This window comes from Lentilactobacillus kefiri (assembly GCF_009739535.1).
GTDB classification, from domain to species: Bacteria; Bacillota; Bacilli; order Lactobacillales; family Lactobacillaceae; genus Lentilactobacillus; species Lentilactobacillus kefiri.
In genome coordinates, this window is record NZ_CP029971.1 from 1,728,907 (window position 1) to 1,753,623 (window position 24,717).

Genomic DNA, 24,717 nt, shown 5'->3' on the forward strand with positions numbered 1-24,717 from the left:
CAATGGCAAAAAAACAAACAGCAGGTCGGGACGCCTTGGGCGATTTTGCACCCAAGTTTGCCGAACTGAATGATGATGTCTTATTCGGAGAAGTTTGGTCAAGACAATCTAAGCTTTCTGCACGGGATCGCAGTATGATCACTTGTGCGAGCTTGATGTCACAAGGCCTATTCCCACAACTTGAAGCCCATATGAAGATGGCCAAGGCAAATGGGGTGACCAAAGATGAAATGGTTGAAATAATTACCCAGTTGGCGTTCTATGCTGGGTGGCCAAAGGCTTGGTCAGCATTTGGAATTGCAAAGAAGATTTTTAAATCCTAACGATAAACATAAAAAGTAAAGCAGCCGGATGTATACCAACTGCTTTATTTATAAAAAGACTAATTAATTACAAGTATCAATGATGTATGAAAATGCCAATACTTGGGTATTCCTGTCAAAAAATGCCAACTAGTTTAGAATCATTATTGAAAACTGTTAAAATTTATCGTACACTTGAGTTGGTTAAAAAATGACTGACATAGGAGGATGCAAATATGAATTTCATTGGTAAAGAAATTGATGATTTTAAGGTAAACGCATTTCAAGACGGGGATGTTAAGCAGGTAACCAAGAAAGATTTGTTGGGACACTGGTCAATCGTCTTCTTTTACCCAGCTGACTTTTCATTTGTTTGTCCAACTGAATTAGGTGACTTGGCAGATAACTACGCTGATTTTAAAAAGGCCGGCGCTGAAATCTACTCAGTTTCCGAAGATACTGAATTTGTTCACCAAGCATGGCATGAAAAGAGTAAAGAAGTTGGTAAGGTTGAATATCCAATGATTGCCGACCCAGCCGGCAAACTGGCACGTTTCTTTGGTGTCTTGGATGAAGAAGCAGGTCAAGCTTACCGTGGTGTATTCATCATCGATCCTGAAGGAAAGGTTCGTTCATACACCATCAATGATATGGGTATTGGCCGTAACGCCAAGGAAGTCCTTCGAACCCTTGAAGCTGCAGAATTTGTTGCTGAACATGGCGATCAAGTTTGCCCAGCTAACTGGAAGCCTGGAGAAAAGACTTTGAAGCCAGGAACCCAACTTGTTGGTAAGATTTAGATAAATATGCGTTTGATAAAGTAAAATAGCGGGTCAATGACATTTTTGTCGTTGACCTGCTATTTTTGATTAATCCTTTAAACGATTTCGCATGTCATCTCGAAGCAACCGCAAGTTTTTGATAAACGAATCGACATCGTCTCCCAACACTTGGCGAAGATCATTTTCATTATGATCATAGAAGGCTCGAATTCGTTTTGCAAAATGGCGCGCCTTTGGGGTTAAAAGAATCATCTTGTATCGGCTGTCGTGGTTGGATGGGGATCTGACGATGAGGTCTTTTTTCTCCATCAATTGAAGCAGGGTTGTTGCCGATGATTTTTGAATATTAAATTCACGCTCAACATCTGTTTGATAGAGCTCACGACTTTCTTCATCACGATAAATAAAGTCAATGATACTCATTTGAACTTGAGTGATACCCATCTTTTTTGCTTCACGGTCCGAGTAACGTTGAAGATCGTTATTTAAATTTTTTAACATGATACCAATCTGATCAGCCATATGCACCTCGTAATTCCATTTCGAACTAATTTCGTTCTTGATCATTCTATCGAACTTTTCCTAAATTGTAAACGATTTTATAGTTGATTTTATATTCTAAAGGTGTTAAATTAGTAAACAGTTCGAATTAGAACTATTAATTTTTGGAGGAATTTATGACACGTAAAATATCAACTAAACTTTATTTATCAATTGTTGCAACCGGTTTGATGGCATTCTGTGGGGTGCTGATTGAGACTGCAATGAATGTAACATTTCCAACTCTTATGACACAGTTTAACGTCGACACAGCAACCATTCAGTGGTTAACCACGGGTTACCTGCTGGTTGTCTCGATTATCGTTCCAATCTCTGGAGTGTTGAAGCGCCGCTTTACCACCATGCAGCTGTTTCTTACCGCCAGTGCGTTCTTTATTGTCGGGTTACTCATCTGTACCTTGGCTAATCGGTTTGACGTTTTGTTAATTGGCCGGATTATTCAAGGCCTAGGTACTGGAATTGCTCTTCCCTTGATGTTTAATATTATTTTGGAACAGGCACCATTGGACAAAATTGGTCTGTTAATGGGGATTGGAACCTTGGTTACGGCCATTGCCCCAGCCCTTGGGCCAACATACGGAGGATTGTTAATTGGCCTTAACTGGCACGCAATCTTTGGCATTCTTTTGGCCATCATGGTGATTGCTTTATTCTTGGGGATCTTCTCGATTACCCAAGTTTCAAAAACCGTAAAGGTTCGATTGGATTTCCCTTCATGGATTGCCATTGCGATCTTCTTTGCCGGTGCAATCTTAGGACTTAACAACATCGAAGCATCACTTACCACCGCTTCAATTTATGGCTTAATTGGCATTATTGGCCTGATCGGGTTTATTGTCCGCTCAAAGCACATTGATGATCCAATTATCAGATTAAACGTCTTTAAAAATAAATCTTTCGATTTACACGTTGTTAGTTTTGTTGTTTTCCAAATTATGAACGTTGGGGTTGCCTTTGTTTTACCAAATTATTTACAGATTGTGGCCCACACATCTTCATTGACTGCCGGATTGTTATTACTTCCCGGAGCAGCCTTGGGAGCCATTTTGGCACCAGTTAGTGGGACAATTTATGATCGTTTGGGACCAACCAAGCCCATTACCATCGCATTAGTATTTCAAACAATGGGACTCATCGTTCTGTTGGTGGAAGCATTATCTGCCAGCCCAGTATCACAGCTGATTGGTTATATTCTGATGATGCTTGGAACCGGATTTGGAATGTCGACCATTATCACAAATGGTTTGGCACAGATCCCCAAAGCTGAAAATGTCGATGGTAACGCCGTCTTTAACACCCTTCAGCAGTTTGCCGGAGCATTTGGAACCGCGGTTATCTCAATGGTTGTGGCATTGGCTCAGGTTAAAACCGATTATGTTCACACCACGGCTGTTGGAGCCCAGCATGCGTTCATCGTGCTAATGGTCTTAGAAGTTGTTAACATTATTTGTATTTTTACGGGATTGCATTTTGACAAATCTCGGAATCAAGATCAAGATGCCTCAAATTAAGTTGGCTTCTTGTGAATAATCAAAAAGATGTCCATTCCAGTGAGGAATGGGCATCTTTTTTTCTTGAATTCACATTAGTAAAATGAAGGCTTATCAAAGTTGGTGTTCGGTTCATTGACACCAATACTCTTGCGGGCAAACTTTCGTGAATCGTCATTTAAGATATCGATTATCAGTTGTGCAACAGCTTGACGGGTGACTTCTGTGCCGCCAAATGGTTCGCCACTTTGAGTGATTTCATAATTGGTGTTTCCATCCTTGTCGTAGAGCCATGCCAGGCGAAGCAGGGTGTAAGTCAAATCGGAATCCTCGATGGCTTTGGCAGTTTTCTTTCGTTTGGTAATGGAGCTTTCAATCATGCTGGTATTCCATTGACCCAAGGCACCTTTGACCTCGTCTTCGATGCCTAATACTGTGGCACCGATGAATTGACGGACGTGGTTAGCATCCATTGCTGCAATGATATTGTTAACGGATGTCAGATCCCGCATTTCGTTGAGGTAGACCGCATCGACACCATCCATTGCCTGATTGAGGGTGTCTTTATCGTTGAAGTCACCATTGATGATGGTTTCGCGTTTGGGGTCGGTCACCTTAATCCGATTATTGGCATTTCGAGCGTATAGTTTTAAATTAAAATCAGTTTGCTTTAAGAGCTGTGGAATTAAGAAACTGGAAATCTGTCCAGCAGCACCAAGAATTAATACAGTTTTCAAAAAAATTCCTCCCTTAAAAGATTTGCATACGCCTTTACTATAACGCAAATCACGTTTTGAGTAACGGTGAGCAATCTTTTTTGGGAGGAATCATTTAAATAATTATTGATCTAAATCTTGTAAAGCTTTTTGAGCTGCAACGTTCATGATGTTCCATGGACGGTCAAATCCTGGTTGGAAGAAGAAGTCGGCGTAAGCCAAGTCTTCCAAAGTCATTTTTCCTTGGATGGCTAAGCTGACTGCGTTGATGTTTGCAGTGACATCACGCTTTGACATGATCTGGGCACCCAAGATTCGATGAGTATCGGGATCAAAAGTCAGCTTGAAGTATACTTTTTCGTTACCGGCTTCATCAGGAACAAATGGTGGCTGAGTCGTATCAGTGACAAATACGGATTGACTCTTGACGCCGTTTGCGTCTGATGTGCCTTCCTTGATACCGGTTGAAGCGAAGTGGTAGTCATAGACTGACAATGCGGATGAACCGGAAACTGCCGGCATCTTCATGTCATGGCCCAAGACGTTTTTAGCGGCAATTCGGCCTTGACGACGGGCGTTGGTAGCCAAGGCAATCTGCAATTCCTTGCCGGTTGGGGCAAATGGCACCTTGGTGCTGTCACCAACCGCATAGATATCAGGCTGGCTGGTTTCCAAATGGTCGTTGACTTTGACTAACCCTTTTTCGGTTAGATCAAGGGTATCTTTGAGCCAGCCGGTGTTTGCCCGAATCCCGGCAGTTTCAATAACCAAATCAGCAGGGTATTCGGCTTGATCGGTTTTAACAACGCTGACTTTGCCATCTTTGCCTTCAAATTCCTTAACGCCCTGGCCGGTTGCAAGGTAAATGTTGTGATCTTTCATTGTGTCTGACAAAATATCGGTGAATTCCTGGTCCAGATATAATTGCAGTGGGCGGGGAAGAATGTCGATTAAGGTTACGTGCTTGCCAGCCTTGGAAAAGACTTCAGCTGCTTCAATTCCAATGTATCCGGCACCGATAACAGCGACATTTTGGACATCGGGATCAACGGTTTTGGCCTTTAATTTGATTGCCCAGTCACGGCCACGCATTGCATAGATGTTTGCCAGATCATTTCCTGGAACCGGAATGTTCGCGGGAACGGCTCCAGCAGACAAAATCAATTTATCGTATTTTTCTTCGCGAGTTGAATCATCGTCCAGATTATGGACAGTGACAGTATGTGCCTTTGGGTCGATGGATGTGACTTCTTGGTGAACAAATACGTTCACTCCCTTGGCACGCATGCCCTTGGCAGTTGCATAGCGAACAGAGTTGACATTTTTGACAACTCCTTCGAGATATAATTGCATTCCACAAGACAGGAATGAAACGAAATCTCCTTTTTCATACCATTGGATTTCAGTATCAGGTTTTTCGGCTAATATTCCTCTAACGGCTTCAAATCCACCATGAGATGAACCTACAACAATAACTTTCATCAATGATTCCGCCTTTCGTAAATATTCATTAACAAGTCATTCACTTGTTAAATAAAGCGTAACATATCCCAACCGAAAATGGTACTAATAAGTTAGAATGATTATAATGTACTTTTTATTAATCTCACGAAGATGGTTAAACATGGGCTTTCACACTTCAAAATCTGTTCAGTATAAATATTTAGAATCATTTTAACTTAATTGTCATTAGCTTGATTACCAAAACAATTTTGCAAAGAAAAAGCACCCTGAATTCAGGATGCTTGAACAACTTATTTCAACAAATATTTTAGTGTAACTGTTCCAGCTGCTTTAGCTGCAATTAACAGGCATTTTTCATTCATCATGAAATCTGGACTATGGTGAGGGTGATTCTTGCCGTCCGCAGTCATGCAGCCGACGTAGAAAAAGATACTTGGCTTCTTTTGTGCGAAATACGCAAAGTCTTCCGATGGGTCTTGGGCACCAAAGTCGGTGATCTCCGGGATGTTGGCTTCTTTCAGCGTGTTGATGACCTGCTTGCTGAAACTGGGGTCGTTGTACAAAACAGGATAGTTGTCGTCGTAATCCAAGTCGGCAGTTACCCCAAACGTGACCTCAATTCCGTGGACAATCTGTTCAATTTGCTCGCGGATTTTCTTTCTGGTACTTTCTTTCATTACCCGAACGTCGCCTTTTAAGGTGACCGATTCTTTGATAGCGTTAAACGATCCGGCACCGTCAAACGAACCAATCGTTACGCTGCCGGTATCAAACGGATCGAGCCTTCTTGAGACAACGGTTTGAAGGGTGGTGACAAAATAACTTCCGGCAACGATGGCATCGTTGGATAGATGAGGCATAGAAGCATGACCGCCTTTACCAGTGAATTTCACTGTAAAATCTGAGCGGCCGGTTTGACTTTCGCCATAGTGGTAGCCGATGGCACCTGTGGGCATTGATGACATTACATGAATGCCGACAACGTTATCAACATCATCAAGGGCACCATCTTGAATCATTGATTTGGCACCACCGGGAGAAACTTCTTCAGCCGGTTGATGGATAATTCGAATCGACCCTTTGAGTTGATCTTTCATATTAATCAGATTTTTAGCCAAGACCATCATGTAAGCAGTGTGACCGTCGTGCCCACAGGCATGCATGACACCTGGGTTCTGTGATTTGAACGGCAAATCATTATCTTCTTGGATGGCCAACGCGTCAAAGTCGGCTCTCAATGCCAGCTTGGGACCCGGCTTGCCACTGTCGATATCAACTAAGATGCCATAGCCGTCACCGCAGTCCCGAACCTGGCAGTCCATATCCTGGTAGTAATTTTTGATGTATTTTGACGTTTCTTTTTCGTGGAAGGATACTTCTGGATGCTCATGGAGATGACGCCTGATCTTGATCATTTCAGGTTCATCTTTTTGTAAATGCTGCATGAGTTCATTTATCAAATCCAAATAAAAGACCTCCTAATTATTTTTCCGCCTTTGCAGACTATGAATCAAAAATGGCTTCATTTTGTAGAACAGTACTTCGGCCACCACAAACCCGACCGCCAGGGCGATCGCAATCGTTAACGCATTAAACATGTACCGGCCGGTTCGAATTTCATTACCCAGGGTAAAACTGCGCATCCCCAAATACATAATGCCACCGGGGACCAATGATACCAGGCTGGGAACGTAGATAATATTGACGGGAACCCGGAACATAACAGCGGAAATATTTCCCAGGATTCCGATAACAATGGCTGCTGTGAAGTTGGGCAGAATCAGACCGTTATCCACTTGGAGGACCAAATAATAGGCAACCCAAGCAAGTGATCCGGTAATCCCGGCTGGTAAAAGTGAACGGCGGGGGACATTGGTCACCAATCCAAAGCCGACTGTTGATAGGAAGCTGACGACTAACTCAATCAATACTCTCATAAGCGGCCTCCAATCAAATTGAAAATCATTGCTGAAAGGGATGCGCCAAGGACGACCCCGGCTCCGATTGATCCGGCAATGATAATTGCATCGACTGCCCGGACAACTCCAGAAATGGTATTGCGGTCAATAATTTCTCGAAAGGAGTTGGTAATCGCGACGCCGGGAACCAAAGGCATCAGGGCACTGACAATGATATTACCGGCGCTGGTGGCAATTCCAAGGGACTGCAGGACTGCGGCAAGAAAGCCAACTGTAAATCCGCCCAGGCCAGCAGCCACATACGGTGTTTTGATTCGGGGACTGGATAAAGCAGCGGCCAGGTAACCAAAAATTCCAACGAAAAAGGCTAGTCCCAAATCAGCCCAGGTTGCTTTAAACAACAGCATTGGTGCAACCGAAACCAGCGCGGCACCAAAGATTTTCTGAGGCCAGGTGAAGTCGATGACTTTTTTATCGATTTGATTGATGGTCTTCTTGAGCTCATTGAAATCGATTTGACCATTTACAAATTTACGTGACATTGTATTGATTTCATCGACCTTCTCCAAGTTAAAATCACCCAGACGGACTTTGACCAGGTGCGTTTTGGTCTGGTTTTTGACGCCGACAAACAAAGCGGTAATCGTGGCATGGCAGGTTATTTCATAATGAGCTGCCCGGCCGATGTATTCGACGGTTCCTTCGACTCTTGAAGTTTCGGCACCGCTTGTGAGAAGAATTTTGCCGACTTTGCCGCACACGGAAATCAGTTCATCTTCGGATATTGATTGGTCCATATTTTCACCCCTAGATTATTCTATAAAGTCTATTATAAGCTCATATAATTTTAATCATGCGAAAAATATTTTCTGAAAATCTGTTGACAAGGGCTTGCTGAGATGATAAAGTTACAGCAATTATTAAAAACACTTGAGACGTTGAAGAGAAGAGTAACGTTAATGCATTCCTAAAGAGAGCTTCGTTTGGTGAGAGAAGTGGTTTGCAGCGGCGTGAAGATGAGCTCTGAGTCAGGATCCGGTCACAAGGCTAGGATTCCCGGTCGCTACCGATACATAGCGGGGTATTTTTATGAGTACCTGTCGAGGTCGTTGTTGTGAGATGACGGCAAATCAGGGTGGCATCGCGAAGCTTTCGTCCCGTAGTTTATAACTACGTGGACGGAAGCTTTTTTTATTTATTTTAAGGAGATGATTTGGATGACGGCAAATGCAATTAACGGGTTTTTGAATGCAGAACAAAAGTGGGTCAACCACGAAGTAACTAATCCTCTATCAATCTTGGTGTTGAATCTGATGCCAACCCGGCATAGTACGGAGAGACAATTTTTGAACAGATTCAGTGAAATTTCTTCTGATGCAGAACTCACGTTTATGTATCCGCGTTCACATCATTTCCGAGGAACTTCGCGTGCTGATATCGAACGGGATTATGTTTGTCTGGACCAGATTCGTGATGCCCACTATGATGGCTTGATCATTACGGGAGCACCCGTCGAAACATTGGCATTCAGTGAAGTTGATTATTGGGATGAAATTCAGACAATCATCGATTGGTCAAGGGACCACGTCACTGAATGCCTATATGAATGTTGGGCTGCTCAAGCCTGTTTGTTCAATGATTTTGGTATTCGAAAACACCTGTTGTTGAGTAAACTATTTGGCATTTTTGAGGCAGACAACATTAAAGCCGGATCTGAAATTACCGAAGGCTTCGGTGGTCAGCAGGCATTGAAGATGCCGCAATCTCGCCACACGGGCATTGTCTTGGATGAAGACCATCTTCCGGAAGAATTGTCGGTTGATGCTTCATCCACCCAGACAGGACCAATTATTTTGTCAGCAGCGGGGCTTCACAGCACTTATATCACCGGCCATCCGGAATACGCAGAAGGTACCCTGGCATTGGAATATTATCGGGACCTTTATGAACAGATGCCAATTCGATTGCCGAAACATTACTTCATTGATCAGGATTCCGGTACCGTTGATTATTCTTGGAAAGACAGTAGCATTCAGATTTATGACAACTGGACGAAAATTATCGCAAATAAGAAAGTGGGCTTATCAATATGACAGAAGAAAATAACAACTTACATTTCGAAACCCTTCAAGTACACGCTGGCCAAACCGTAGATGAAACCGGATCACGTGCAGTTCCCATTTACCAAACAACCTCATACGTTTTTGACAGTCCTGAGCAGGCTGCCGGTCGATTTGGATTAACGGATCCCGGAAACATTTATACCCGGCTCACCAACCCAACGACAGATATTGTCGACAAGCGGGTCGCTGCATTGGAAAATGGAACGGCCGGGGTGACTTTGGCAACCGGGTCGGCAGCAATTACCGCAGCCATCCTCAACGTTGCCGGTAAAGGGAACGAAATTGTTTCAGCCAGCACCCTGTATGGCGGCACCTTCAACTTACTGAATGTGACCCTGCCAAAGTTAGGAATTAAGACCCACTTTGTGGATCCGGATGATCCGGCCAACTTTGAGAAGCCAATCAATGACCACACCAAAGCGCTGTATATTGAAAGCATCGGCAATCCCGGCATCAATCTGATTGACTTTGAAGCAGTTGCTAAGATTGCCCACAAGCACGGAATCATTTTAATTGTGGATAATACCTTTGGTACGCCATACCTCGTCCGACCACTGGACCATGGAGCCGATGTTGTGCTCCATTCAGCCACCAAGTTTATTGGCGGTCACGGAACGACAATGGGTGGCGTGATTGTTGAAAATGGCAAGTTTGACTGGAAAGCCAGCGGCCGATACCCTGGATTTACCGAGCCGAATGCCCAGTACAATGGACTGGTGTTTGGTGATCTTGGTGGTGCGGCATTCACAACCAAGGTTCGGGCAGAATCACTGCGGGACCTGGGCGCCACGATCAGCCCGTTTAATTCATTCCTCCTGCTTCAGGGACTGGAATCATTGTCGCTGCGGGTTGAACGGCATGTTGAAAATACCCAGAAGATTGTTAAATTCCTGCACAATCACCCCAAGGTTGCCTGGATTAACTATCCCGGTTTGGAAGACAGTCCATATCACGACCTGGCCGAGAAGTATTTCCCGAAAGGGGTCGGCTCAATCTTCACACTTGGACTAAAGGGTGGCGAAAAGGCCGGCAAACAGCTGATTCAAAATCTCAAGTTATTCTCACTGTTGGCAAATGTCGCTGATGCCAAGTCGTTGATCATCCATCCTGCATCCACCACTCATGCTCAATTAAACGAGGAAGAGTTGAAAGAAGCCGGAATCACACCGGACTTGATCCGGGTGTCTGTCGGTGTTGAAAATGCTGACGATCTGATTGCAGATTTGAGTCAGGCACTTGATAAGATTCCTGACGAAGTGGAAGAAGCAGTCGGTTAAAACAGATAATGATTTATAACATAGAAGGATTAATTGCGGTTTGGCCGTGATTATTCCTTTTTTATTGTCTATAACCTGAAATTCAGGGTGAGGTTCATTAACTGATAAACAGTGATCATGAAGATTCAACCGAATGAATATTTAGCTAACAAATAATAAATTATTATGCATGAATAGAAGTGTGAATAAATTTCATTTGTCAGGCTAATATACATGAATTTAGCCGTATAAATGAATAAATATTGATAATAAAATAAAAACATGAATAATACTTAAAAAACGTTGCATTTTCCTGCATGACGTTGTAAGATGTTTTCATTCATTAATATTCCTTTAATTGAATATTTAGAAAATGTGAGGCGATTGATTTGCAAGTAGCTTTAGTTGGAATAACCGGGTACGCGGGAATGGTATTATATCAGCTTTTACGCCAACACCCAGCGGTAGATGAAATTCATCTATACGATCACAAGTTAATACAAAATGAGAAACTTTCTGAAATGGTGCCGGCTTTTTATTCGGATGACACGGCGGTTCAACCATATGATCCAGATGCCATCATGGCCGACAATCAGTTGGTATTCTTTGCGACATCGGCAGGGGTGACATCAAAGTTGAGTCAGCCGTATATCAAAGCCGATTTCCCAGTAATTGATTTATCCGGTGATTTGCGGCTAAACGACGAAGCACAGTATCAACGCTGGTATCACAAACCTTCAGCACCAGCCCAAGCATTGAATCAAGCCTATTACGGATTGGCAGATTTCCACTCCGCTCATGGCCAGAATTACGTGGCAAATCCCGGGTGTTACGCAACGGCAACGTTGTTGGGGTTGGCACCCCTGGTGAAGTTGGATTTGATTGATCCTGATTCAATTATCGTGGATGCCAAATCCGGAACTTCCGGTGCAGGTAAAAAGCCGGCGCAATCAACTCATTTCACCCAGGCAAATGACAACTTGCAAATATACAAGCCCAACCAACACCAGCACATTCCAGAAATCATGTTGGAACTTCAACGTTGGAATGGGGATGTTAAGGCGATTGAATTTATGACAACGCTGATTCCCATCACCCGTGGAATTATGAGTACCATCTACGCCAAGGTAAAACCTGGCGTTGACGCGGCTAAAATCGATGAAGCGTACCACCAAATTTATGACGACAAATTATTCGTTCATTATTCAGGTGAACATTTACCTGATATCAAACAAGTCGTGGGGACCAACAACTGCCACATCGGCGTCGTTTATAATCCGACAACCCACACGGTAATGGCCGATAGTGTCATTGATAATTTATTAAAAGGAGCGGCCGGTCAGGCTGTTCAAAACTTTAACCAGATGTTTAACTACCAAGAATCGAGTGGTCTGGAATTACAGACATTCCTACCATAACTAAGGAGAGATTGCGATGCAGATGACAAGTGAAGATTTAATTGAAGTAAGTACTTTTACATGGCCCAAAGGATTTTATGCCGACTCAACCCACGCGGGACTCAAGCAGGATTCCGATGACATGGGTTGGATCTATTCGGAAGCCCCTGCGGATGCAGCCGGTGTGTACACGACCAACCAGTTTCAAGCTGCCCCAACCAAGCTGACCAAGCAAACCATTAACCTTGCCCATCAGCTGCAGGCCGTTGTAATGAACAGCGGTAACGCAAATTCCTGCAACGGAAACCAAGGGGAAGGCGATGCGCTGATGATGCAAAAGATGACGGCGGATCGACTGCAGATTCAACCTGAACTGGTTGGGATTGCTTCAACCGGTGTGATCGGTGAGCCCTTACCGATGGCGAAAATAAAGGATGGCATTTCGCATCTCAAATTAACAAAGAACAGTGGGTTGACCAAAGCAATTTTAACCACTGATACCCACGCCAAGACAATCACTGTGAAGTGTATGGTTGATGGTCATGAAGTGACGACAACCGGCTTTTGCAAGGGTTCCGGGATGATTCACCCGAATATGGCGACAATGCTGGGATTTGTGACGACAGATGCCGCCATTGAAGGCAACCATCTTCAGGAACTACTGAGTTCCACGGTTGATGAAACCTTCAATCAAATTACGGTGGATGGCGATACCTCTACCAACGATATGGTCGTTGTCATGGCCAATGGAGCTGCCGGTAACCAGCCTTTACAAGAAGATAGTCAGGATTACCCAACCTTCGTGATGGCCTTCAAGAAAGTCCTGGCCCATTTGGCACAGGAAATTGCCGGTGACGGTGAAGGAGCATCCAAACTGGTTGAGGTCAATGTAACCGGCGCCGACAGTCATTTGGAAGGACAACAAGTTGCCAAAGCAATTGTTGGCTCCAACCTGGTTAAGGCAATGATCTTTGGCAAAGATGGCAACTGGGGCAGAATTATGCAGGCAATTGGTCAGACAACCGCTCACGTCGATGTGAATGGCGTCAGTGTTAGTATCAATGGCCTCCAATTGGTTAAGAACAGCTTGGGAACCGGGATTGATGACGATAAAGTCACTAAAACTCTCGAGCAAAAGAAGGTCACGATTGATGTTGACTTGAATGTGGGAGAATTTTCCGGAACCGCGTGGGGCTGTGATCTCACTTATAAATATGTCCAGATTAACGCATCATATCGAAGCTAGGAGGTGAAGGACCATGAGTCAAATCATTGTCGTCAAAATTGGCGGAAACGCCACAAACAACCTTTCAGAAGCCTTCTTTCAGCAATTACACAGCTGGCATGATCAAGGCAAACAAATTCTGATTGTCCACGGCGGTGGCCCACAAATTTCTGAATGGAGTCAGCAGTTGAATTTGCCTGTGAACAAAATTAATGGGATTCGGGTTACCGACCAACAAACGCTTAAGGTTACCCAAGCTGTCTTGCTGGGACTGGTTCAGCCAACGCTCTGCCGGCATTTGGCTGCCCATGGCCTCCCAGTGGTAGGCATGAATGCATCTGGACAGGATGTGGTAACGGGGGCGTATTTAGACCAGCCTGTGTATGGCGAGGTTGGAAAAATCACCGCCATCAATCACCCTTACGTAAACCAAGTCCTGTCTCAGGGCATCGGCGTTTGTGCACCGCTAGCCGTTACCAGTTCTGGAAATTATTTAAATGTTAATGGGGACGTGGCAGCAGCGGGGATTGCCCGGCTGCTTGGCGCAGAAAAGTTGTATTTGGTCACCGACGTTCCTGGCGTGATGGTCAATAGTCGGGTAATCGGCCAATTGAGTCTGAAAAAGGCCAATCAACTATTTGAAGCAGAGCTTATTAAGTCCGGCATGGTACCCAAGATCAGGGCCGCCTTCGACGCTCTCAAACACGGTGTAAAAGAAGTTGAAATCACAAATCAGCTGCAGCATACCGGTACCCATTTATCGGTTAACCAGCTCGCAATCTAAAGGAGATCAAAATGATGAAACATATCTTTCCAACCTATGCCCAATACCCGATGGAAATTGTCTCGGGTCATGACTGGCATTTAGTCGATAATCAACAGAAATCATATTTGGATTTTACCAGTGGCATTGGCGTCTGCAGCTTCGGTTACAGCAACGACAAGATTGAACACAGTGTCTTAAATCAGTTGGGAAAAATTTGGCACACTTCCAATTTGTATCCCAGCCAGCTGCAGGATGACGTTGCCAATGCACTGTGTCCTGAAGGGATGTTGGCCTTTTTCTGCAATTCCGGAACCGAAGCCAATGAAGCAGCTTTCAAGTTGGCCAGAAAAGCAACCGGAAAGGGCAAAGTCCTGGCATTCAACAATGGCTTTCATGGCCGAACCTATGGATCCATGTCGTTAACCGGGAACCCTGATATTCAGGCCGGCTTTAAGCCGCTGGTACCGGAAGTTCAGTTTGCCGATTACAACGATCCAGACGCGTTGTCGGCTATTACCGATGATTTGGCAGCGGTCATTCTTGAGGTGATTCAAGGCGAAGGCGGCGTTGTCGACGGCAATGGTGACTGGCTCAAGCAAGTGGCTGCAAAATGTCATGAGCAGGGTGTTTTACTGATTATTGACGAGGTTCAGACAGGAATTGGCCGAACCGGTAAAAAATTTGCCTTTCAGAACTTTGATTTGGATCCGGATATTATCACATGTGCCAAAGCCCTTGGTAACGGCCTCCCGATTGGGGCAATGCTGGGTAAAAAGTCATTGGCATCGGCATTTGGCCCCGGCTCTCACGGAACAACTTTTGGTGGCAATAAAATCGCCTTATCATCAGCCAAAGCTGTCCTTGAGCAGTTGACACCCGACTTCTTAAAGGGGGTTCAAAAGAAGTCCAAGGCAGTATTTGATGCACTTGGAAAGAAAGTCCTACCATTATCAGCTGTCGATAGCATCAGTGGGCTTGGATTGATGATTGGAATTCACTTAAATGATTCAGTCAAGGTTGCGGACGTTATTTCTCACCTTCAGCAAAATGGTCTGCTGACCTTATCGGCTAAGCACAACACTTTGCGTTTGCTGCCACCGTTGGTAATGAGCGAAGCGGACCTGTTAAAGGGAATTGACTTGATTACTGATACATTGGCCAACGTTGATGCGACCGTTGAATCATCATTAATTTAAAATGTGAAATTGGAATGATTTTTTCTCATATTGCCTTTACATTCCCTGGGATAACCGGTATCTTTAAGATACTTCTTTTCTTTGAAAGGGATGGTTGGGGTGAAACCAATTGTTTCGACGTTAAAATGCCTTTGGTATTGGCTGACGGGCGGAATTGCGCTGTTATTGATTTATTTTTATGATGGGGCGATTTCCATTCCCGAAATTTCTAAGACCAGCGATTATCACTTGGTATGGCGGCTCTCTTCACTTGATTGGTATTTTCTGGTTTGTTTGATCATGATTTTACCAATCGCCAGAGCCCAGATGAAAAAGCTCTACCAAAAGGATTCAACGGAATTTGAAACATACAAAGACAAAGCTTTAAGACTTCATCATTCGGATGCTCAGGCCAATCATAAGGGCCGTTCCTGGTCTGCTAATGGTGTTACTGCCAATCCTTGGGAGTATCAGTATTCTCAAACCCAGTCCTACAAAGGAGCGGCAGACTTTGCCTATACAGTTGTTAAGAATCTCATTTTGAACATATTGATTATTATTTTTGGCCCGATCTTTTTGATCTATGCCATTTATAAGAAATTACGGCATAACAAAAGCCTGTAACTCGGTTTTGACTGAAGTTACAGGCTTTTGTTGTGTCATATTATATTGGCGAAACTTGTGATTGGAGAGCTGAATTACTTAATTGAGTGGTTCGGTTGTCTTCATCAATTCTGCAGGCCACAAGGCTAACAGGTGACCATAACCTTGTTGGTCAAATGCCAGACATTCCCATTCGCGTTTTGACTGGAACACAGAATAGTTGATGTCTTCTGGAGTGGCAGTCCCTGATTCCAGCTTGGAAATCGGGATCGAAGTTAAAACATCATCAGAGACAATGTAAATTCGATTGTTGACGTTGTTGAATGCGACACCTTGGTTGGGCGAACCACCACGAGTCTTCAGCTTTTCCGGAACAGCCGCAAACTTCACGCTGTTCTCATCGAGTCGGCCATAGAAGAACATGTAGCCCATGCCATTCTTTCGGCCCCAATAGGCGTTACCGTTGTTATCAAATACCAGTGTATGGAGCTGAAGGTTGCCTTTGGTTCCCTGGTACATCTTGAAATTATATTGACGAATCGGCTCCATAGTATTTGGATCCATTTCCATGACGGTATTATTCTCGTCACGGTTTCTGAGATCGGTTAGGGTATTATCTTCAACCAAATATAAATGCTTGTTTTGAGGGTTGAAGGTTAACGTTTGACCATGACCGATATCAACTTGAGGACTGAGTTGCGCGGTGTTGGCGATCTCGATGTTTTTGAATAATTCGGGATTCTTTGCTTTTATTTTGTTAATGTCGGCCTGATTACTATCGACTTCTTTTTGAAGGGAGGCAGCTTTCTTTTGGTCGGCAGCAGCTTTCTTGGCGTTTGTTTTCAATGCTTTTGCAAGACGAGCCTTTGATGTACCGTTGGCCTTTTGGTATTTGGCTTTGGTTGTCCGCTTGGCATTCGCCAAACCATTGATGTTTGATTTGACCTCATCCAATTTGTTGTTTAGTGATTTGACGCTCTTAAAGGAACTCTTCATGGATTCATAGTAGTTCTCATATTGTTCGTTGTGTTGAGCACCTTCATCCGTGTATGGGTTGAAGTAGTTGAACGCTGTCCACAATGCCATTGGATCGTTTTCCAATCCAAGCTGTTTGAGTTTGTTGGTATCAAATTTGATGATGACTCCCAGGTTGGTGTCACTTCCGTTGGACTCGACGAAGTAGACATTCCCGGAGTTGTCCAGCGCGACACTTTGAAAGTTTCCGTGTTGGTAGTCGGTAACATTAAAGCCATCTGGCAGGAACCATTGGGTTTTAAATGAATTGGCGGTAGTAGTGGTGGCTGCGGTTGTTGCAAACGTGTCACCTTGGTTATCCATTGACGGGTCGATCGTTCCCTGGTTATATTTCCGATCCATGTTTCCCACTGGCGATGTGTTATCAATCGTCTTCAGGTCATCGGAATCGTAATTGGTTAAGACATTTCCCAAATTAACTTGCGGAATTGATTTGACGGCACCGGGGACATCGATAATATCGGCTTTGGCGCTTCCCGACGTGGCAACAAATCCGGCAGCTGTGAAGGCCAGGGCAACTGCAACAATAGCTTTTAACGGTTTCTTCATTACTTATCTCATCCTTTTCTTGAATTAATTGCGTTTGAGATTATTGGGCGTCAAACGTGTAATAAACGTTGATTGAAGAATCATTGGTATTTTGTTTGGCTGATTTTGCGTGATACGTAATTGTCTGCCAGTTAATTGACACAGCTCCGCTGCCATCTTTCGTGAATACTGGATATTTTGGTGACTGGAGGGTTGACCAGCTGCTGTTTTGCAGGCCACTCTTGACAGCACTCAGGTCTGCTTTATTTAACGCAGCGGTCTGACCGGAATCAACGTATTGCATTTCGGCTGCCGACTTGAAATCAGCATTAATTTTGTTGATCGAATCCGCACTGTATTTGCCCAGTGCCTGTTTAAAGTTCGTAAGATTAGTTGAAGACAGCCCGGCAATATCTGCGGCACTTAACTTACTGTAAGTTGATTTGTTGCTGTTACCGCCGACATCTGGGAACTCCCAGCTTTCATCCACGTATTGGAGGCCGGTTGGAACCAGCTGTTGCGCGTTTGCACTATTTGATGAAGAACTGGCGGCGTATAAAGCAAAGTTGTTTGAGTCAGCAGCTTTGCCGACGTTAACCGTGATTGATCCACCAAATTTTGCTTGGGCCAATGCGGATTCCTGATCGTCTGAAAGGTGCTCGTTGTTTAAGATATAACCGGTACCGGACAAGGAGGAAGCTGCCAATGCATTGATTTCGACAATGTCACTGTCACCCAGTGTCCATTTGCCATTGGTTTCAGTTCCCAACGTGCTGCCCTTCTTGGCTGGGTCATCGGCATCAGTGTTGACGTAATCAATTGATTTAATGACTTTTCCGGAAGAAGGATCGGTGAAGTTGATTCGAACGGCGTTGTCGGCAATCGTGGTTGTATCGTTATCAGCTTTCAAATAAACGGAACTGCCAAACTTTGTTTTAGCCAGATCGGCAAGTTGAGCGTCGGATAAGCTATCCAGCTTGTAGCCGGATTTCTTAAGAGCCGTTGAAATGTCTGATTGAATGGCTTTTTCATCGGCTGGGTCAAGGGATGCACTGCCACCGTCAGTTGATCCAAGGGTTTGACCAACCTGGGCATTTTGATTTGTATAGTCGACTGTGTCAACCACGGCGTTTTCGTCATTAACGATGTTGATGCGGACCGAGTTGCCGGGAATTGGGTCGGCAGCCTTCACGGTAAGCGATGCTTTGTGGCCAAATTTGGCTTGTGCAAGGAAGCCTGCCTGGTTGCTGGATAAAGTATCCAAAGCGTAACCGGTCCCTTGGAGAGCCTGTCTGACGGCCACTTGGATGTTGGCCAAATCGTCATCACCAATTGTCCAGGATGAGCCGTAAGGGACACCGAGTGGTTGGTTATACTTTGCGTTTGCACTCGTGTAATTGATGTATCGAATTAAATTGCCCTTTGAATCAACCAGGTCAATTCGCAGCGAACTATCCGGAATAGGTGATTCTGCCTCGCACAGACCTTTGTATAGAATCCAGCCGTTGGCAGCCGAATCATCTGAATTAATGGCACTGATATGAACCCAAGTATCATTTTCACGGGTTCGTGTTCCAATACCGTCAATCTTGAATGTCGTGTTGGCGTATTTCACTGAGTCGCCAATCTGTTTGCCGGATTGATAGGTCGTATTTAATGGATTTTTATATGTAACGGTCTTGCCGTCATTTTGAAATCCGGGAGCGGCAATCTTAAAGGTATAATTGCTTAAGCTTGATGGTACGTTTCCCTGATCAAAAGTGGTGAAGGGCTCAATCCCACCGCTGAATTTACCGGCTTTTTTGCCGCCATAGATCCAGCCACGGTACTTGCCGTCAAATGAAGTGACCTTATAATAAACCGAACCGCTCTTAGTCGTTGCTTGACGATAAGCAGCAAAGTTATTGCTCGAGAATTTCGAATTGGCCAAATCAGTTAAGACCGCCTTGCTGGCCACAACTCTGGCACCTTTACTAATTTTGGGCTTTGAATAAAGCGCGGATGATCCGGTAAAAGTGATGCTTCGACTGGCGGGGTTCGTGGTTAACTTGCGATTTGAAACAATTTTACTGACGGTGCCGGCATGTGCAGGTTGGATCGAAACACAGCTGACTCCAAGAATTCCCAACGCAACCGCTGAGATAAAAACGGAACTTTTTAACTTAACATTCATTAATTTCATCTCCATGAATTCTATTGATATATTACCCTGCGAATTCATAGTATCGTGAAATAGGCGTTTTGAAATGGAAATGGTTAAACCTTTACTCAGGATTTACAAGACATTTACATTGCCCCGTATTTGGCAAAAAAAGTCCGACGCATTATAACGCCGGACTTTTAGAGTAATAATGGTCTATTTATTTGTTAGACAAACTTAACGGCAGTTCCGTAAGCTGCAACGGACTGCATGTCGCCACCAATGGATCCGGAATCAAATCGCATCATGACAACCGCGTCGGCACCCATTTTTTGAGCGTTTTCTTTCAAACGGTCAACTGAGGTGTTTCTGGCTTCATCCAACATTTTGGTGTAATCCTTGATTTCACCACCGACAATGTTTTTTAAGCCGGCACCGATGTTTCTAACCACGTTTTTGGATTGGGTGGTTAAGCCAAAGACTTCACCGATAACTTCGTAGTCTTTTCCGGGAATATGTTCAGTGGTTGTAACAATAAAATGATTTTCAGCCATAATTGATTCCTCCAATTTGTTTAGTAGATCTGCCATTAGTATATCTTAAATTGTCGATAGAACAACAGATAAAAGAAAACCCGCCGGAAAAAAGTCAGACGGGATGCACTTGTGAGACGCTAATGTGGTTTAGAAAAGATCGTCATCACTATGCAGTAAACATTATAACGTGTGTCAGATGGATTTACAAAGAAAAATGTAACCGCTATTACTTGGCAGTTTCAGCTGTCTTTGCTTCCTTTTCCTGAGCAGCTTGTGCCAGGATATTCAGGTAATTGAATGGTCGATCAAATTGTGGCTGGAACAGCATATCAACCATTGCTAAATCGTCGATTGTGTTGTTGTTTTGGATACATACAGAAAGGGTGTTGGCTGATTGAGAGACATCGTAGGTGCTTAACAGTGAACCGCCGAGAATTCTGCGTGAATCAGGATCATAAACAAGTGACATTAAGACAGGATCAGTGGTTGGCATGAACTCAGGACGGTAGTTGTCCTTTACGATCACTTCATGAGCATTCACGTTTTGAGCTTTTGCGGCAGCCATTGTAAGACCGGTTGAAACGATTGTCTTATCGTAAAGCTTCAAGCCGGATGATGACTGGGTTCCCATGTATTTAACAGTTGGCTTTTCAATGTTTTTACCAACCAGAACCCCTTGACGAACGGCGTTGGTTGCCAGTGGAATATATGCCAAGCTTCGGGTTGGGTTGTAGTGAACAGCAACACTGTCACCGGCACCGTAAATATCAGGATCGGAAGTTTGCATGTATTCATTGGTAATCAAGGCACCGTTTTCAGTCATGGCTAATTTGCCTTTGAATAGGCCGGTGTTAGGACGGAAGCCGACACACATGACAACCAAGTCGGTTTCGTATGATCCCTTGGTCGTCTTGACGGTCACAGTATCGTCACCGGAAATTTCAGTGACTTGTTGATCTAAACCGAGGGTTACGCCATGGTCAGTGAAGTCTTTTTCAACAATGTCCGTAAACTGCTTGTCAAAATATTTACTCATGATGCGGTCGGCACCATCCAGTAAAGTAACTTCATGTCCCTTTGTGTTGTATGCTTCAGCCAATTCGGCACCAATGTAGCCGGCACCAACGATTGTAATGCGCTTTTTCTTTGGAGCGGTTTTAAACAATTCCTGGGCATGGTTCCAGTTTTTGCATAGGTAAACGTTCTTGTTGTCGATACCTTTGATAGGTGGGATAACTGGCCATGAACCGGTGGTTACGACTAATTTGTCATAAGTGTCTTGGAATTGTTTGTTGCTTTCAAGATCAGTCACGTCGATTGTTTTTTTAGCTGGGTCAACGTTGGTAACTTCATGCTTCATTTGAACGTTGGCACCTAATTTTTTAAGTTCATCTGGGCTTGAATAGAACAAGCCTTGTGGATCCTTTACATGTCCCCCGAGATATAAAGCAATTCCACATGAAAGAAACGAAATATTATCATTCTTTTCGTAAACGGTCACCTCAGCGTCTGGGTGTTCTGTTAAAATAGTTTTAATAGCAAAGGTTCCTGCGTGGGTACAACCAATAACTGCAACTTTCATATTAACTTCTCCTTGTTTTATAAAAGATTCACAAGCATTTGCTTGTACTTACATATTACAAGTTGTGCAAGCGTTGTTAAGCCCTTGACAAACGCATTTTAACTGTATGAGATAACGCTCACATGGCCAAATTGCCGTCATGTTGGGATTTGCGACGTGGACAAAGTAGTTGTGCACAACATAAAAATATTTTTTGGAGGACATTTTGAAATTTTCCTGGAAAGTAACCAATCACGATCCAAAAACGTTAAAGAAGTTTTTAAATACCAAGGGTATCAGTCACCGGATGTACAAAACCATCAAAACCGGTGGGGGATATTTTGCTGTGGGCAGGCATAAGGTGGATGGCGCAGTCAACCTTCAAGACGGCGACCAGGTACAAGTCAGTCTGCCACCTGAAGCCAGTGATCCCAATGTTGCCGTCAGCGATGGCCCGCTGAACATTATTTATGAGGATGATAATTGGCTGGTGGTCAACAAACAAGCTGGCCTGACGGTTGTACCAGGACCAGCAAACCGCACCGACACACTGGTTAATCGTGTGAAGGGACGCCTGGTTCAAGAAGGTGCTGAAAATTTAGTTCCCCATATTATTACCCGGTTGGATCGGTTCACCAGCGGCATTGTCTTGATTGCCAAACACCGACTGGCAAACAGCTTGGCCAACGAGATGTTGGCAGATAAAACCCTTCATAAGAGATACCAGGCTGTGGTGAGTGGGGATGGCCTCCCGGATCACGATTTGATCGATAAGCCAATTGCTAAAGATCCTGACGGTTATGGACAAATCATTAGTGCGGATGGCAAGCCGGCTCAAACGGAGTACACCGTCATGCGTCGCTTAAAAGACCGAACCTTGGTGGATGTCATTCTTCACACCGGCCGGACGCATCAAATCCGGGTTCACTTTGCTTCGATTGGCCATCCGCTTCTTGGCGATGAGTTATATCATGGACCGATGAATTTGGGAATTAATCGCCAGGCACTTCACGCCTCGAAACTAGATTTTGAGGATCCATTTTCAAACAGGGGGTTAAGCTTCCAATCCCAATTGCCACAAGACATTTCGGCCATTTTAGATTAAAGAAATACTCATATTGTGCACAAATGAACATTGATAGATCAATGATTAGATAACTTATACAAATGATAAATTAGAATTTGATGAAAGCGAGTCCAATTCCGTTGTCTTTTCGCTATCTTCTGGTATAGTATGGGTATCAACTTAAGGAGGAGACTAGATATGTCTACCAATGGTGAATCGGATCAGACGATTCAAAAAATTATTGCTGAGATGGAAACTAATTTGTCTGTATTATCATGGATGAAGGGCGCAGAAGAAGACGAGGAGACTAAAGAGCATATTCGTGCTTTAAAGGCTGCTTTGTTGAAAGCAAAATCAGATTTAATTAAGGCATAATGTTATAAGCTTTGGTTAGGCTCTAGTTTTAACGACTACTAAATGATTTTAAACGAGTATCTTACTGATATAATAATCGGTGAGATACTTTTTTTGATTTGGAAAAAGATAATTTAAAATAAGTACAATAAAAACTTTGGGGAGGACTGAAACGATGCCAGAAGCCAAAACAGCAATCTGTTTTATCGATCATCGGGAACATATGCAAATTGACGGCCGCTATCTTAGGGACTTGGAGCCTGCAACAAGAAATTTGATTAAGGGTGATTTTCCGACCGCGAAGGTCACTGACTTTATTTGTGATCATGATTTATTAAAGTACCAATTAATGAGAGTTGATGGAATGGTTAATTCCGATGTTAAGCAGACTAAGAAGATTAACCGCCGATTAACCAAGGCGATGCAAAGTGATGATTATGATATCGTCGATGTGAATGAAAACCTGGCCAAGAGTTTAACGTTTGGTCAACGAGTCTCCGATGCCGTTGCCCGTTTTGGTGGTAGTTGGGGATTCATCGGCGTCTTCGTATTTGTCTTGGTTGCCTGGATGTTTATTAACACGATTCACTTTTTGGGGATGAACTTTGACCCCTATCCATTTATTTTGCTAAACCTGGCATTGAGTTGTATTGCCGCGGTTCAAGCACCCATCATTATGATGAGTCAAAACCGGGCTGCCGATCGTGACCGGATGAGTTCTGAAAACGACTATCATGTTAACCAGAAATCTGAACATGAGTTGCGAATCTTACATGCCAAGTTGGATAATCTCGCGCAAAACCAATTGCCACACTCATTGGAAATTCAAAAATTGGAAATTGAGATTCTTGGCCAAATCCGCACGGAACTTGATATGATTCAACGCAACCAATTGGGAAATCCGAAAAGTAATTTAAATGAAAATGATCAGCAGGATAATGAAAACAGTTCTGAAAATCATGACTAGCTGAGCGGTTAATTTTGACATCAAATGAAAACTTCAGTAATATATGACTTAACACACTAAAGATTGTTCATTTATTAGGAGGATTTCTTTGATAACCGTTAGAGAAGCACAGCAGGATGACGCCGGCCAGATAGCCCCGTTGATTGATATTATTTTTGATGAAATGGAACTTGATGAATTAGAAGACGTTCCCGAACCTGGATTAGACAAGGTCATCACGAAGGCTTACCAGACAGACACGTATCTGTCCAGTAAGGCATCTACCGTGGTGGCCGAGGCCAATGGCCAAGTTGTTGGGGTTGTGTTTGGATATCCCAGCGAAAACGAGGACGATATCAACAAGGTTCTGATTAATTTATCGAAAAAGAGTGCTGATTTTAAAGAGCCATATATTCCTGATTCCGAAACCAATACCGATGAATGGTATTTGGATTCGATTGCCGTTGATCCTAATTGGCAGGGTCACGGAATTGGCAGCAAGTTATTGGCTGCTGTTCCAAGAATGGCATTGAATGACGGAAAATCAGTGATCGGCTTAAACGTTGATTTCGAAAATCCTGACGCAAAGAAATTATATGAACGCAAAGGTTTCAAAACTGTTGGAACCCAGATGATTGGGGACCATATGTATGATCATATGCAAAAGGCTGCCAAACAGCATAGCCTTTTATACGTATAAGAATCCGAAGAGCTGGCATTTTAATGCCAGCTCTTTTTTGTCATATATAGTTGACATCATTTGGCAGGAGTT

Annotated in this window: 24 protein-coding genes; 14 read left to right on the plus strand and 10 right to left on the minus strand. The window is 43.7% G+C overall.

Annotation, left to right across the window (positions count from 1 at the left end):
* The first annotated feature begins 2 nt into the window (after window positions 1-2).
* Window positions 3-323: a carboxymuconolactone decarboxylase family protein gene (locus DNL43_RS08095; RefSeq protein ID WP_056982360.1), complete on the plus strand. Its 321-nt coding sequence runs from the start codon at window positions 3-5 to the stop codon at window positions 321-323.
* Window positions 324-538: 215 nt separating this feature from the next.
* Window positions 539-1,102 carry an alkyl hydroperoxide reductase subunit C gene (gene ahpC, locus DNL43_RS08100; protein WP_056982361.1) on the plus strand — a complete coding sequence of 188 codons (564 nt, stop codon included), beginning with the start codon at window positions 539-541 and terminating at the stop codon, window positions 1,100-1,102.
* A 69-nt stretch (window positions 1,103-1,171) separates the two neighbouring features.
* On the opposite strand, the gene DNL43_RS08105 is transcribed toward ahpC, so the two are convergent.
* The gene (locus DNL43_RS08105) at window positions 1,172-1,606 is read right to left on the minus strand and encodes a MarR family winged helix-turn-helix transcriptional regulator (protein WP_056982363.1); all 435 of its coding nucleotides are present in this window, start codon (window positions 1,604-1,606) and stop codon (window positions 1,172-1,174) included.
* A 155-nt stretch (window positions 1,607-1,761) separates the two neighbouring features.
* Between DNL43_RS08105 and DNL43_RS08110 the strand changes: the two genes are divergently transcribed.
* Complete coding sequence (locus DNL43_RS08110) at window positions 1,762-3,156, plus strand: DHA2 family efflux MFS transporter permease subunit (RefSeq protein ID WP_056982365.1); 1,395 nt, start codon at window positions 1,762-1,764, stop codon at window positions 3,154-3,156.
* A 74-nt stretch (window positions 3,157-3,230) separates the two neighbouring features.
* On the opposite strand, the gene DNL43_RS08115 is transcribed toward DNL43_RS08110, so the two are convergent.
* From DNL43_RS08115 to DNL43_RS08135, 5 genes are all read right to left on the minus strand, one after another.
* Window positions 3,231-3,872 carry an NAD(P)H-binding protein gene (locus DNL43_RS08115; RefSeq protein WP_095344925.1) on the minus strand — a complete coding sequence of 214 codons (642 nt, stop codon included), beginning with the start codon at window positions 3,870-3,872 and terminating at the stop codon, window positions 3,231-3,233.
* Between the two features lie 102 nt (window positions 3,873-3,974).
* On the minus strand, window positions 3,975-5,333 hold the full coding sequence (locus tag DNL43_RS08120) for an FAD-dependent oxidoreductase (RefSeq protein ID WP_056982367.1): 1,359 nt from the start codon (window positions 5,331-5,333) through the stop codon (window positions 3,975-3,977).
* A gap of 272 nt (window positions 5,334-5,605) precedes the next feature.
* On the minus strand, window positions 5,606-6,781 hold the full coding sequence (locus tag DNL43_RS08125; RefSeq protein WP_095344924.1) for an amidohydrolase: 1,176 nt from the start codon (window positions 6,779-6,781) through the stop codon (window positions 5,606-5,608).
* A 12-nt stretch (window positions 6,782-6,793) separates the two neighbouring features.
* Window positions 6,794-7,252, minus strand: coding sequence for a threonine/serine exporter family protein (locus DNL43_RS08130; RefSeq protein ID WP_054769518.1), 459 nt, complete (start codon window positions 7,250-7,252; stop codon window positions 6,794-6,796).
* Window positions 7,249-8,031 (minus strand): threonine/serine exporter family protein, encoded by a 783-nt coding sequence (locus DNL43_RS08135; protein ID WP_054769519.1) that lies wholly within the window; start codon window positions 8,029-8,031, stop codon window positions 7,249-7,251. The genes DNL43_RS08130 and DNL43_RS08135 overlap by 4 nt, the downstream gene beginning before the upstream one ends.
* Before the next feature lie 420 nt (window positions 8,032-8,451).
* On the opposite strand from DNL43_RS08135, the gene DNL43_RS08140 reads away from it, so the two are divergent.
* From DNL43_RS08140 to DNL43_RS08170, 7 genes are all read left to right on the plus strand, one after another.
* Window positions 8,452-9,327: a homoserine O-acetyltransferase/O-succinyltransferase family protein gene (locus tag DNL43_RS08140; RefSeq protein ID WP_054769520.1), complete on the plus strand. Its 876-nt coding sequence runs from the start codon at window positions 8,452-8,454 to the stop codon at window positions 9,325-9,327.
* Complete coding sequence (locus tag DNL43_RS08145) at window positions 9,324-10,634, plus strand: O-acetylhomoserine aminocarboxypropyltransferase/cysteine synthase family protein (RefSeq protein WP_056982369.1); 1,311 nt, start codon at window positions 9,324-9,326, stop codon at window positions 10,632-10,634. Before DNL43_RS08140 ends, DNL43_RS08145 begins: the two co-directional genes overlap by 4 nt.
* A 368-nt stretch (window positions 10,635-11,002) precedes the next feature.
* Window positions 11,003-12,031 (plus strand): N-acetyl-gamma-glutamyl-phosphate reductase, encoded by a 1,029-nt coding sequence (gene argC, locus DNL43_RS08150; RefSeq protein WP_054769521.1) that lies wholly within the window; start codon window positions 11,003-11,005, stop codon window positions 12,029-12,031.
* A 16-nt stretch (window positions 12,032-12,047) separates the two neighbouring features.
* On the plus strand, window positions 12,048-13,256 hold the full coding sequence (gene argJ / locus DNL43_RS08155; RefSeq protein ID WP_054769522.1) for a bifunctional glutamate N-acetyltransferase/amino-acid acetyltransferase ArgJ: 1,209 nt from the start codon (window positions 12,048-12,050) through the stop codon (window positions 13,254-13,256).
* Window positions 13,257-13,269: 13 nt separating this feature from the next.
* Window positions 13,270-14,019: an acetylglutamate kinase gene (gene argB / locus DNL43_RS08160; RefSeq protein WP_056982371.1), complete on the plus strand. Its 750-nt coding sequence runs from the start codon at window positions 13,270-13,272 to the stop codon at window positions 14,017-14,019.
* Between the two features lie 14 nt (window positions 14,020-14,033).
* Window positions 14,034-15,197 (plus strand): acetylornithine transaminase, encoded by a 1,164-nt coding sequence (locus DNL43_RS08165; protein ID WP_056982373.1) that lies wholly within the window; start codon window positions 14,034-14,036, stop codon window positions 15,195-15,197.
* A gap of 90 nt (window positions 15,198-15,287) precedes the next feature.
* Window positions 15,288-15,800 (plus strand): hypothetical protein, encoded by a 513-nt coding sequence (locus DNL43_RS08170; protein ID WP_056982400.1) that lies wholly within the window; start codon window positions 15,288-15,290, stop codon window positions 15,798-15,800.
* Window positions 15,801-15,878: 78 nt separating this feature from the next.
* Here DNL43_RS08170 and DNL43_RS08175 read toward each other — a convergent pair whose 3' ends face one another.
* From DNL43_RS08175 to DNL43_RS08190, 4 genes are all read right to left on the minus strand, one after another.
* Window positions 15,879-17,363 (minus strand): hypothetical protein, encoded by a 1,485-nt coding sequence (locus DNL43_RS08175; protein WP_054769523.1) that lies wholly within the window; start codon window positions 17,361-17,363, stop codon window positions 15,879-15,881.
* Between the two features lie 40 nt (window positions 17,364-17,403).
* Window positions 17,404-19,515, minus strand: a complete 2,112-nt coding sequence (locus DNL43_RS08180; RefSeq protein WP_056982375.1) for a hypothetical protein — start codon at window positions 19,513-19,515, stop codon at window positions 17,404-17,406.
* A gap of 194 nt (window positions 19,516-19,709) precedes the next feature.
* Window positions 19,710-20,036 carry a heavy metal-binding domain-containing protein gene (locus DNL43_RS08185; protein WP_056982377.1) on the minus strand — a complete coding sequence of 109 codons (327 nt, stop codon included), beginning with the start codon at window positions 20,034-20,036 and terminating at the stop codon, window positions 19,710-19,712.
* Window positions 20,037-20,244: 208 nt separating this feature from the next.
* Complete coding sequence (locus DNL43_RS08190; RefSeq protein WP_054769524.1) at window positions 20,245-21,600, minus strand: FAD-dependent oxidoreductase; 1,356 nt, start codon at window positions 21,598-21,600, stop codon at window positions 20,245-20,247.
* Window positions 21,601-21,805: 205 nt separating this feature from the next.
* On the opposite strand from DNL43_RS08190, the gene DNL43_RS08195 reads away from it, so the two are divergent.
* The 4 genes from DNL43_RS08195 (at window position 21,806) to DNL43_RS08205 (ending at window position 24,645) form a co-directional block, all read left to right on the plus strand.
* Complete coding sequence (locus DNL43_RS08195; protein ID WP_056982381.1) at window positions 21,806-22,684, plus strand: RluA family pseudouridine synthase; 879 nt, start codon at window positions 21,806-21,808, stop codon at window positions 22,682-22,684.
* A 159-nt stretch (window positions 22,685-22,843) separates the two neighbouring features.
* The gene (locus DNL43_RS12115; protein WP_169790312.1) at window positions 22,844-23,020 is read left to right on the plus strand and encodes a hypothetical protein; all 177 of its coding nucleotides are present in this window, start codon (window positions 22,844-22,846) and stop codon (window positions 23,018-23,020) included.
* Window positions 23,021-23,174: 154 nt separating this feature from the next.
* Complete coding sequence (locus tag DNL43_RS08200; RefSeq protein ID WP_054769785.1) at window positions 23,175-23,966, plus strand: DUF1003 domain-containing protein; 792 nt, start codon at window positions 23,175-23,177, stop codon at window positions 23,964-23,966.
* Window positions 23,967-24,054: 88 nt separating this feature from the next.
* Window positions 24,055-24,645, plus strand: coding sequence for a GNAT family N-acetyltransferase (locus DNL43_RS08205; RefSeq protein WP_056982382.1), 591 nt, complete (start codon window positions 24,055-24,057; stop codon window positions 24,643-24,645).
* Window positions 24,646-24,717 lie beyond the last annotated feature (72 nt).

Excerpts from the sequence above, each read along its gene's own strand:
- DNL43_RS08095 (WP_056982360.1), top strand. The coding sequence starts at position 3 with ATGGCAAAAAAACAAACAGCAGGTCGGGACGCCTTGGGCGATTTTGCA.
- ahpC (WP_056982361.1), top strand. The coding sequence starts at position 539 with ATGAATTTCATTGGTAAAGAAATTGATGATTTTAAGGTAAACGCATTT.
- DNL43_RS08105 (WP_056982363.1), bottom strand. The coding sequence starts at position 1,606 with ATGGCTGATCAGATTGGTATCATGTTAAAAAATTTAAATAACGATCTT.
- DNL43_RS08110 (WP_056982365.1), top strand. The coding sequence starts at position 1,762 with ATGACACGTAAAATATCAACTAAACTTTATTTATCAATTGTTGCAACC.
- DNL43_RS08120 (WP_056982367.1), bottom strand. The coding sequence starts at position 5,333 with ATGAAAGTTATTGTTGTAGGTTCATCTCATGGTGGATTTGAAGCCGTT.
- DNL43_RS08130 (WP_054769518.1), bottom strand. The coding sequence starts at position 7,252 with ATGAGAGTATTGATTGAGTTAGTCGTCAGCTTCCTATCAACAGTCGGC.
- DNL43_RS08135 (WP_054769519.1), bottom strand. The coding sequence starts at position 8,031 with ATGGACCAATCAATATCCGAAGATGAACTGATTTCCGTGTGCGGCAAA.
- DNL43_RS08140 (WP_054769520.1), top strand. The coding sequence starts at position 8,452 with ATGACGGCAAATGCAATTAACGGGTTTTTGAATGCAGAACAAAAGTGG.
- DNL43_RS08145 (WP_056982369.1), top strand. The coding sequence starts at position 9,324 with ATGACAGAAGAAAATAACAACTTACATTTCGAAACCCTTCAAGTACAC.
- argJ (WP_054769522.1), top strand. The coding sequence starts at position 12,048 with ATGCAGATGACAAGTGAAGATTTAATTGAAGTAAGTACTTTTACATGG.
- argB (WP_056982371.1), top strand. The coding sequence starts at position 13,270 with ATGAGTCAAATCATTGTCGTCAAAATTGGCGGAAACGCCACAAACAAC.
- DNL43_RS08165 (WP_056982373.1), top strand. The coding sequence starts at position 14,034 with ATGAAACATATCTTTCCAACCTATGCCCAATACCCGATGGAAATTGTC.
- DNL43_RS08170 (WP_056982400.1), top strand. The coding sequence starts at position 15,288 with ATGGTTGGGGTGAAACCAATTGTTTCGACGTTAAAATGCCTTTGGTAT.
- DNL43_RS08175 (WP_054769523.1), bottom strand. The coding sequence starts at position 17,363 with ATGAAGAAACCGTTAAAAGCTATTGTTGCAGTTGCCCTGGCCTTCACA.
- DNL43_RS08180 (WP_056982375.1), bottom strand. The coding sequence starts at position 19,515 with ATGAATGTTAAGTTAAAAAGTTCCGTTTTTATCTCAGCGGTTGCGTTG.
- DNL43_RS08185 (WP_056982377.1), bottom strand. The coding sequence starts at position 20,036 with ATGGCTGAAAATCATTTTATTGTTACAACCACTGAACATATTCCCGGA.
- DNL43_RS08190 (WP_054769524.1), bottom strand. The coding sequence starts at position 21,600 with ATGAAAGTTGCAGTTATTGGTTGTACCCACGCAGGAACCTTTGCTATT.
- DNL43_RS12115 (WP_169790312.1), top strand. The coding sequence starts at position 22,844 with ATGTCTACCAATGGTGAATCGGATCAGACGATTCAAAAAATTATTGCT.
- DNL43_RS08200 (WP_054769785.1), top strand. The coding sequence starts at position 23,175 with ATGCCAGAAGCCAAAACAGCAATCTGTTTTATCGATCATCGGGAACAT.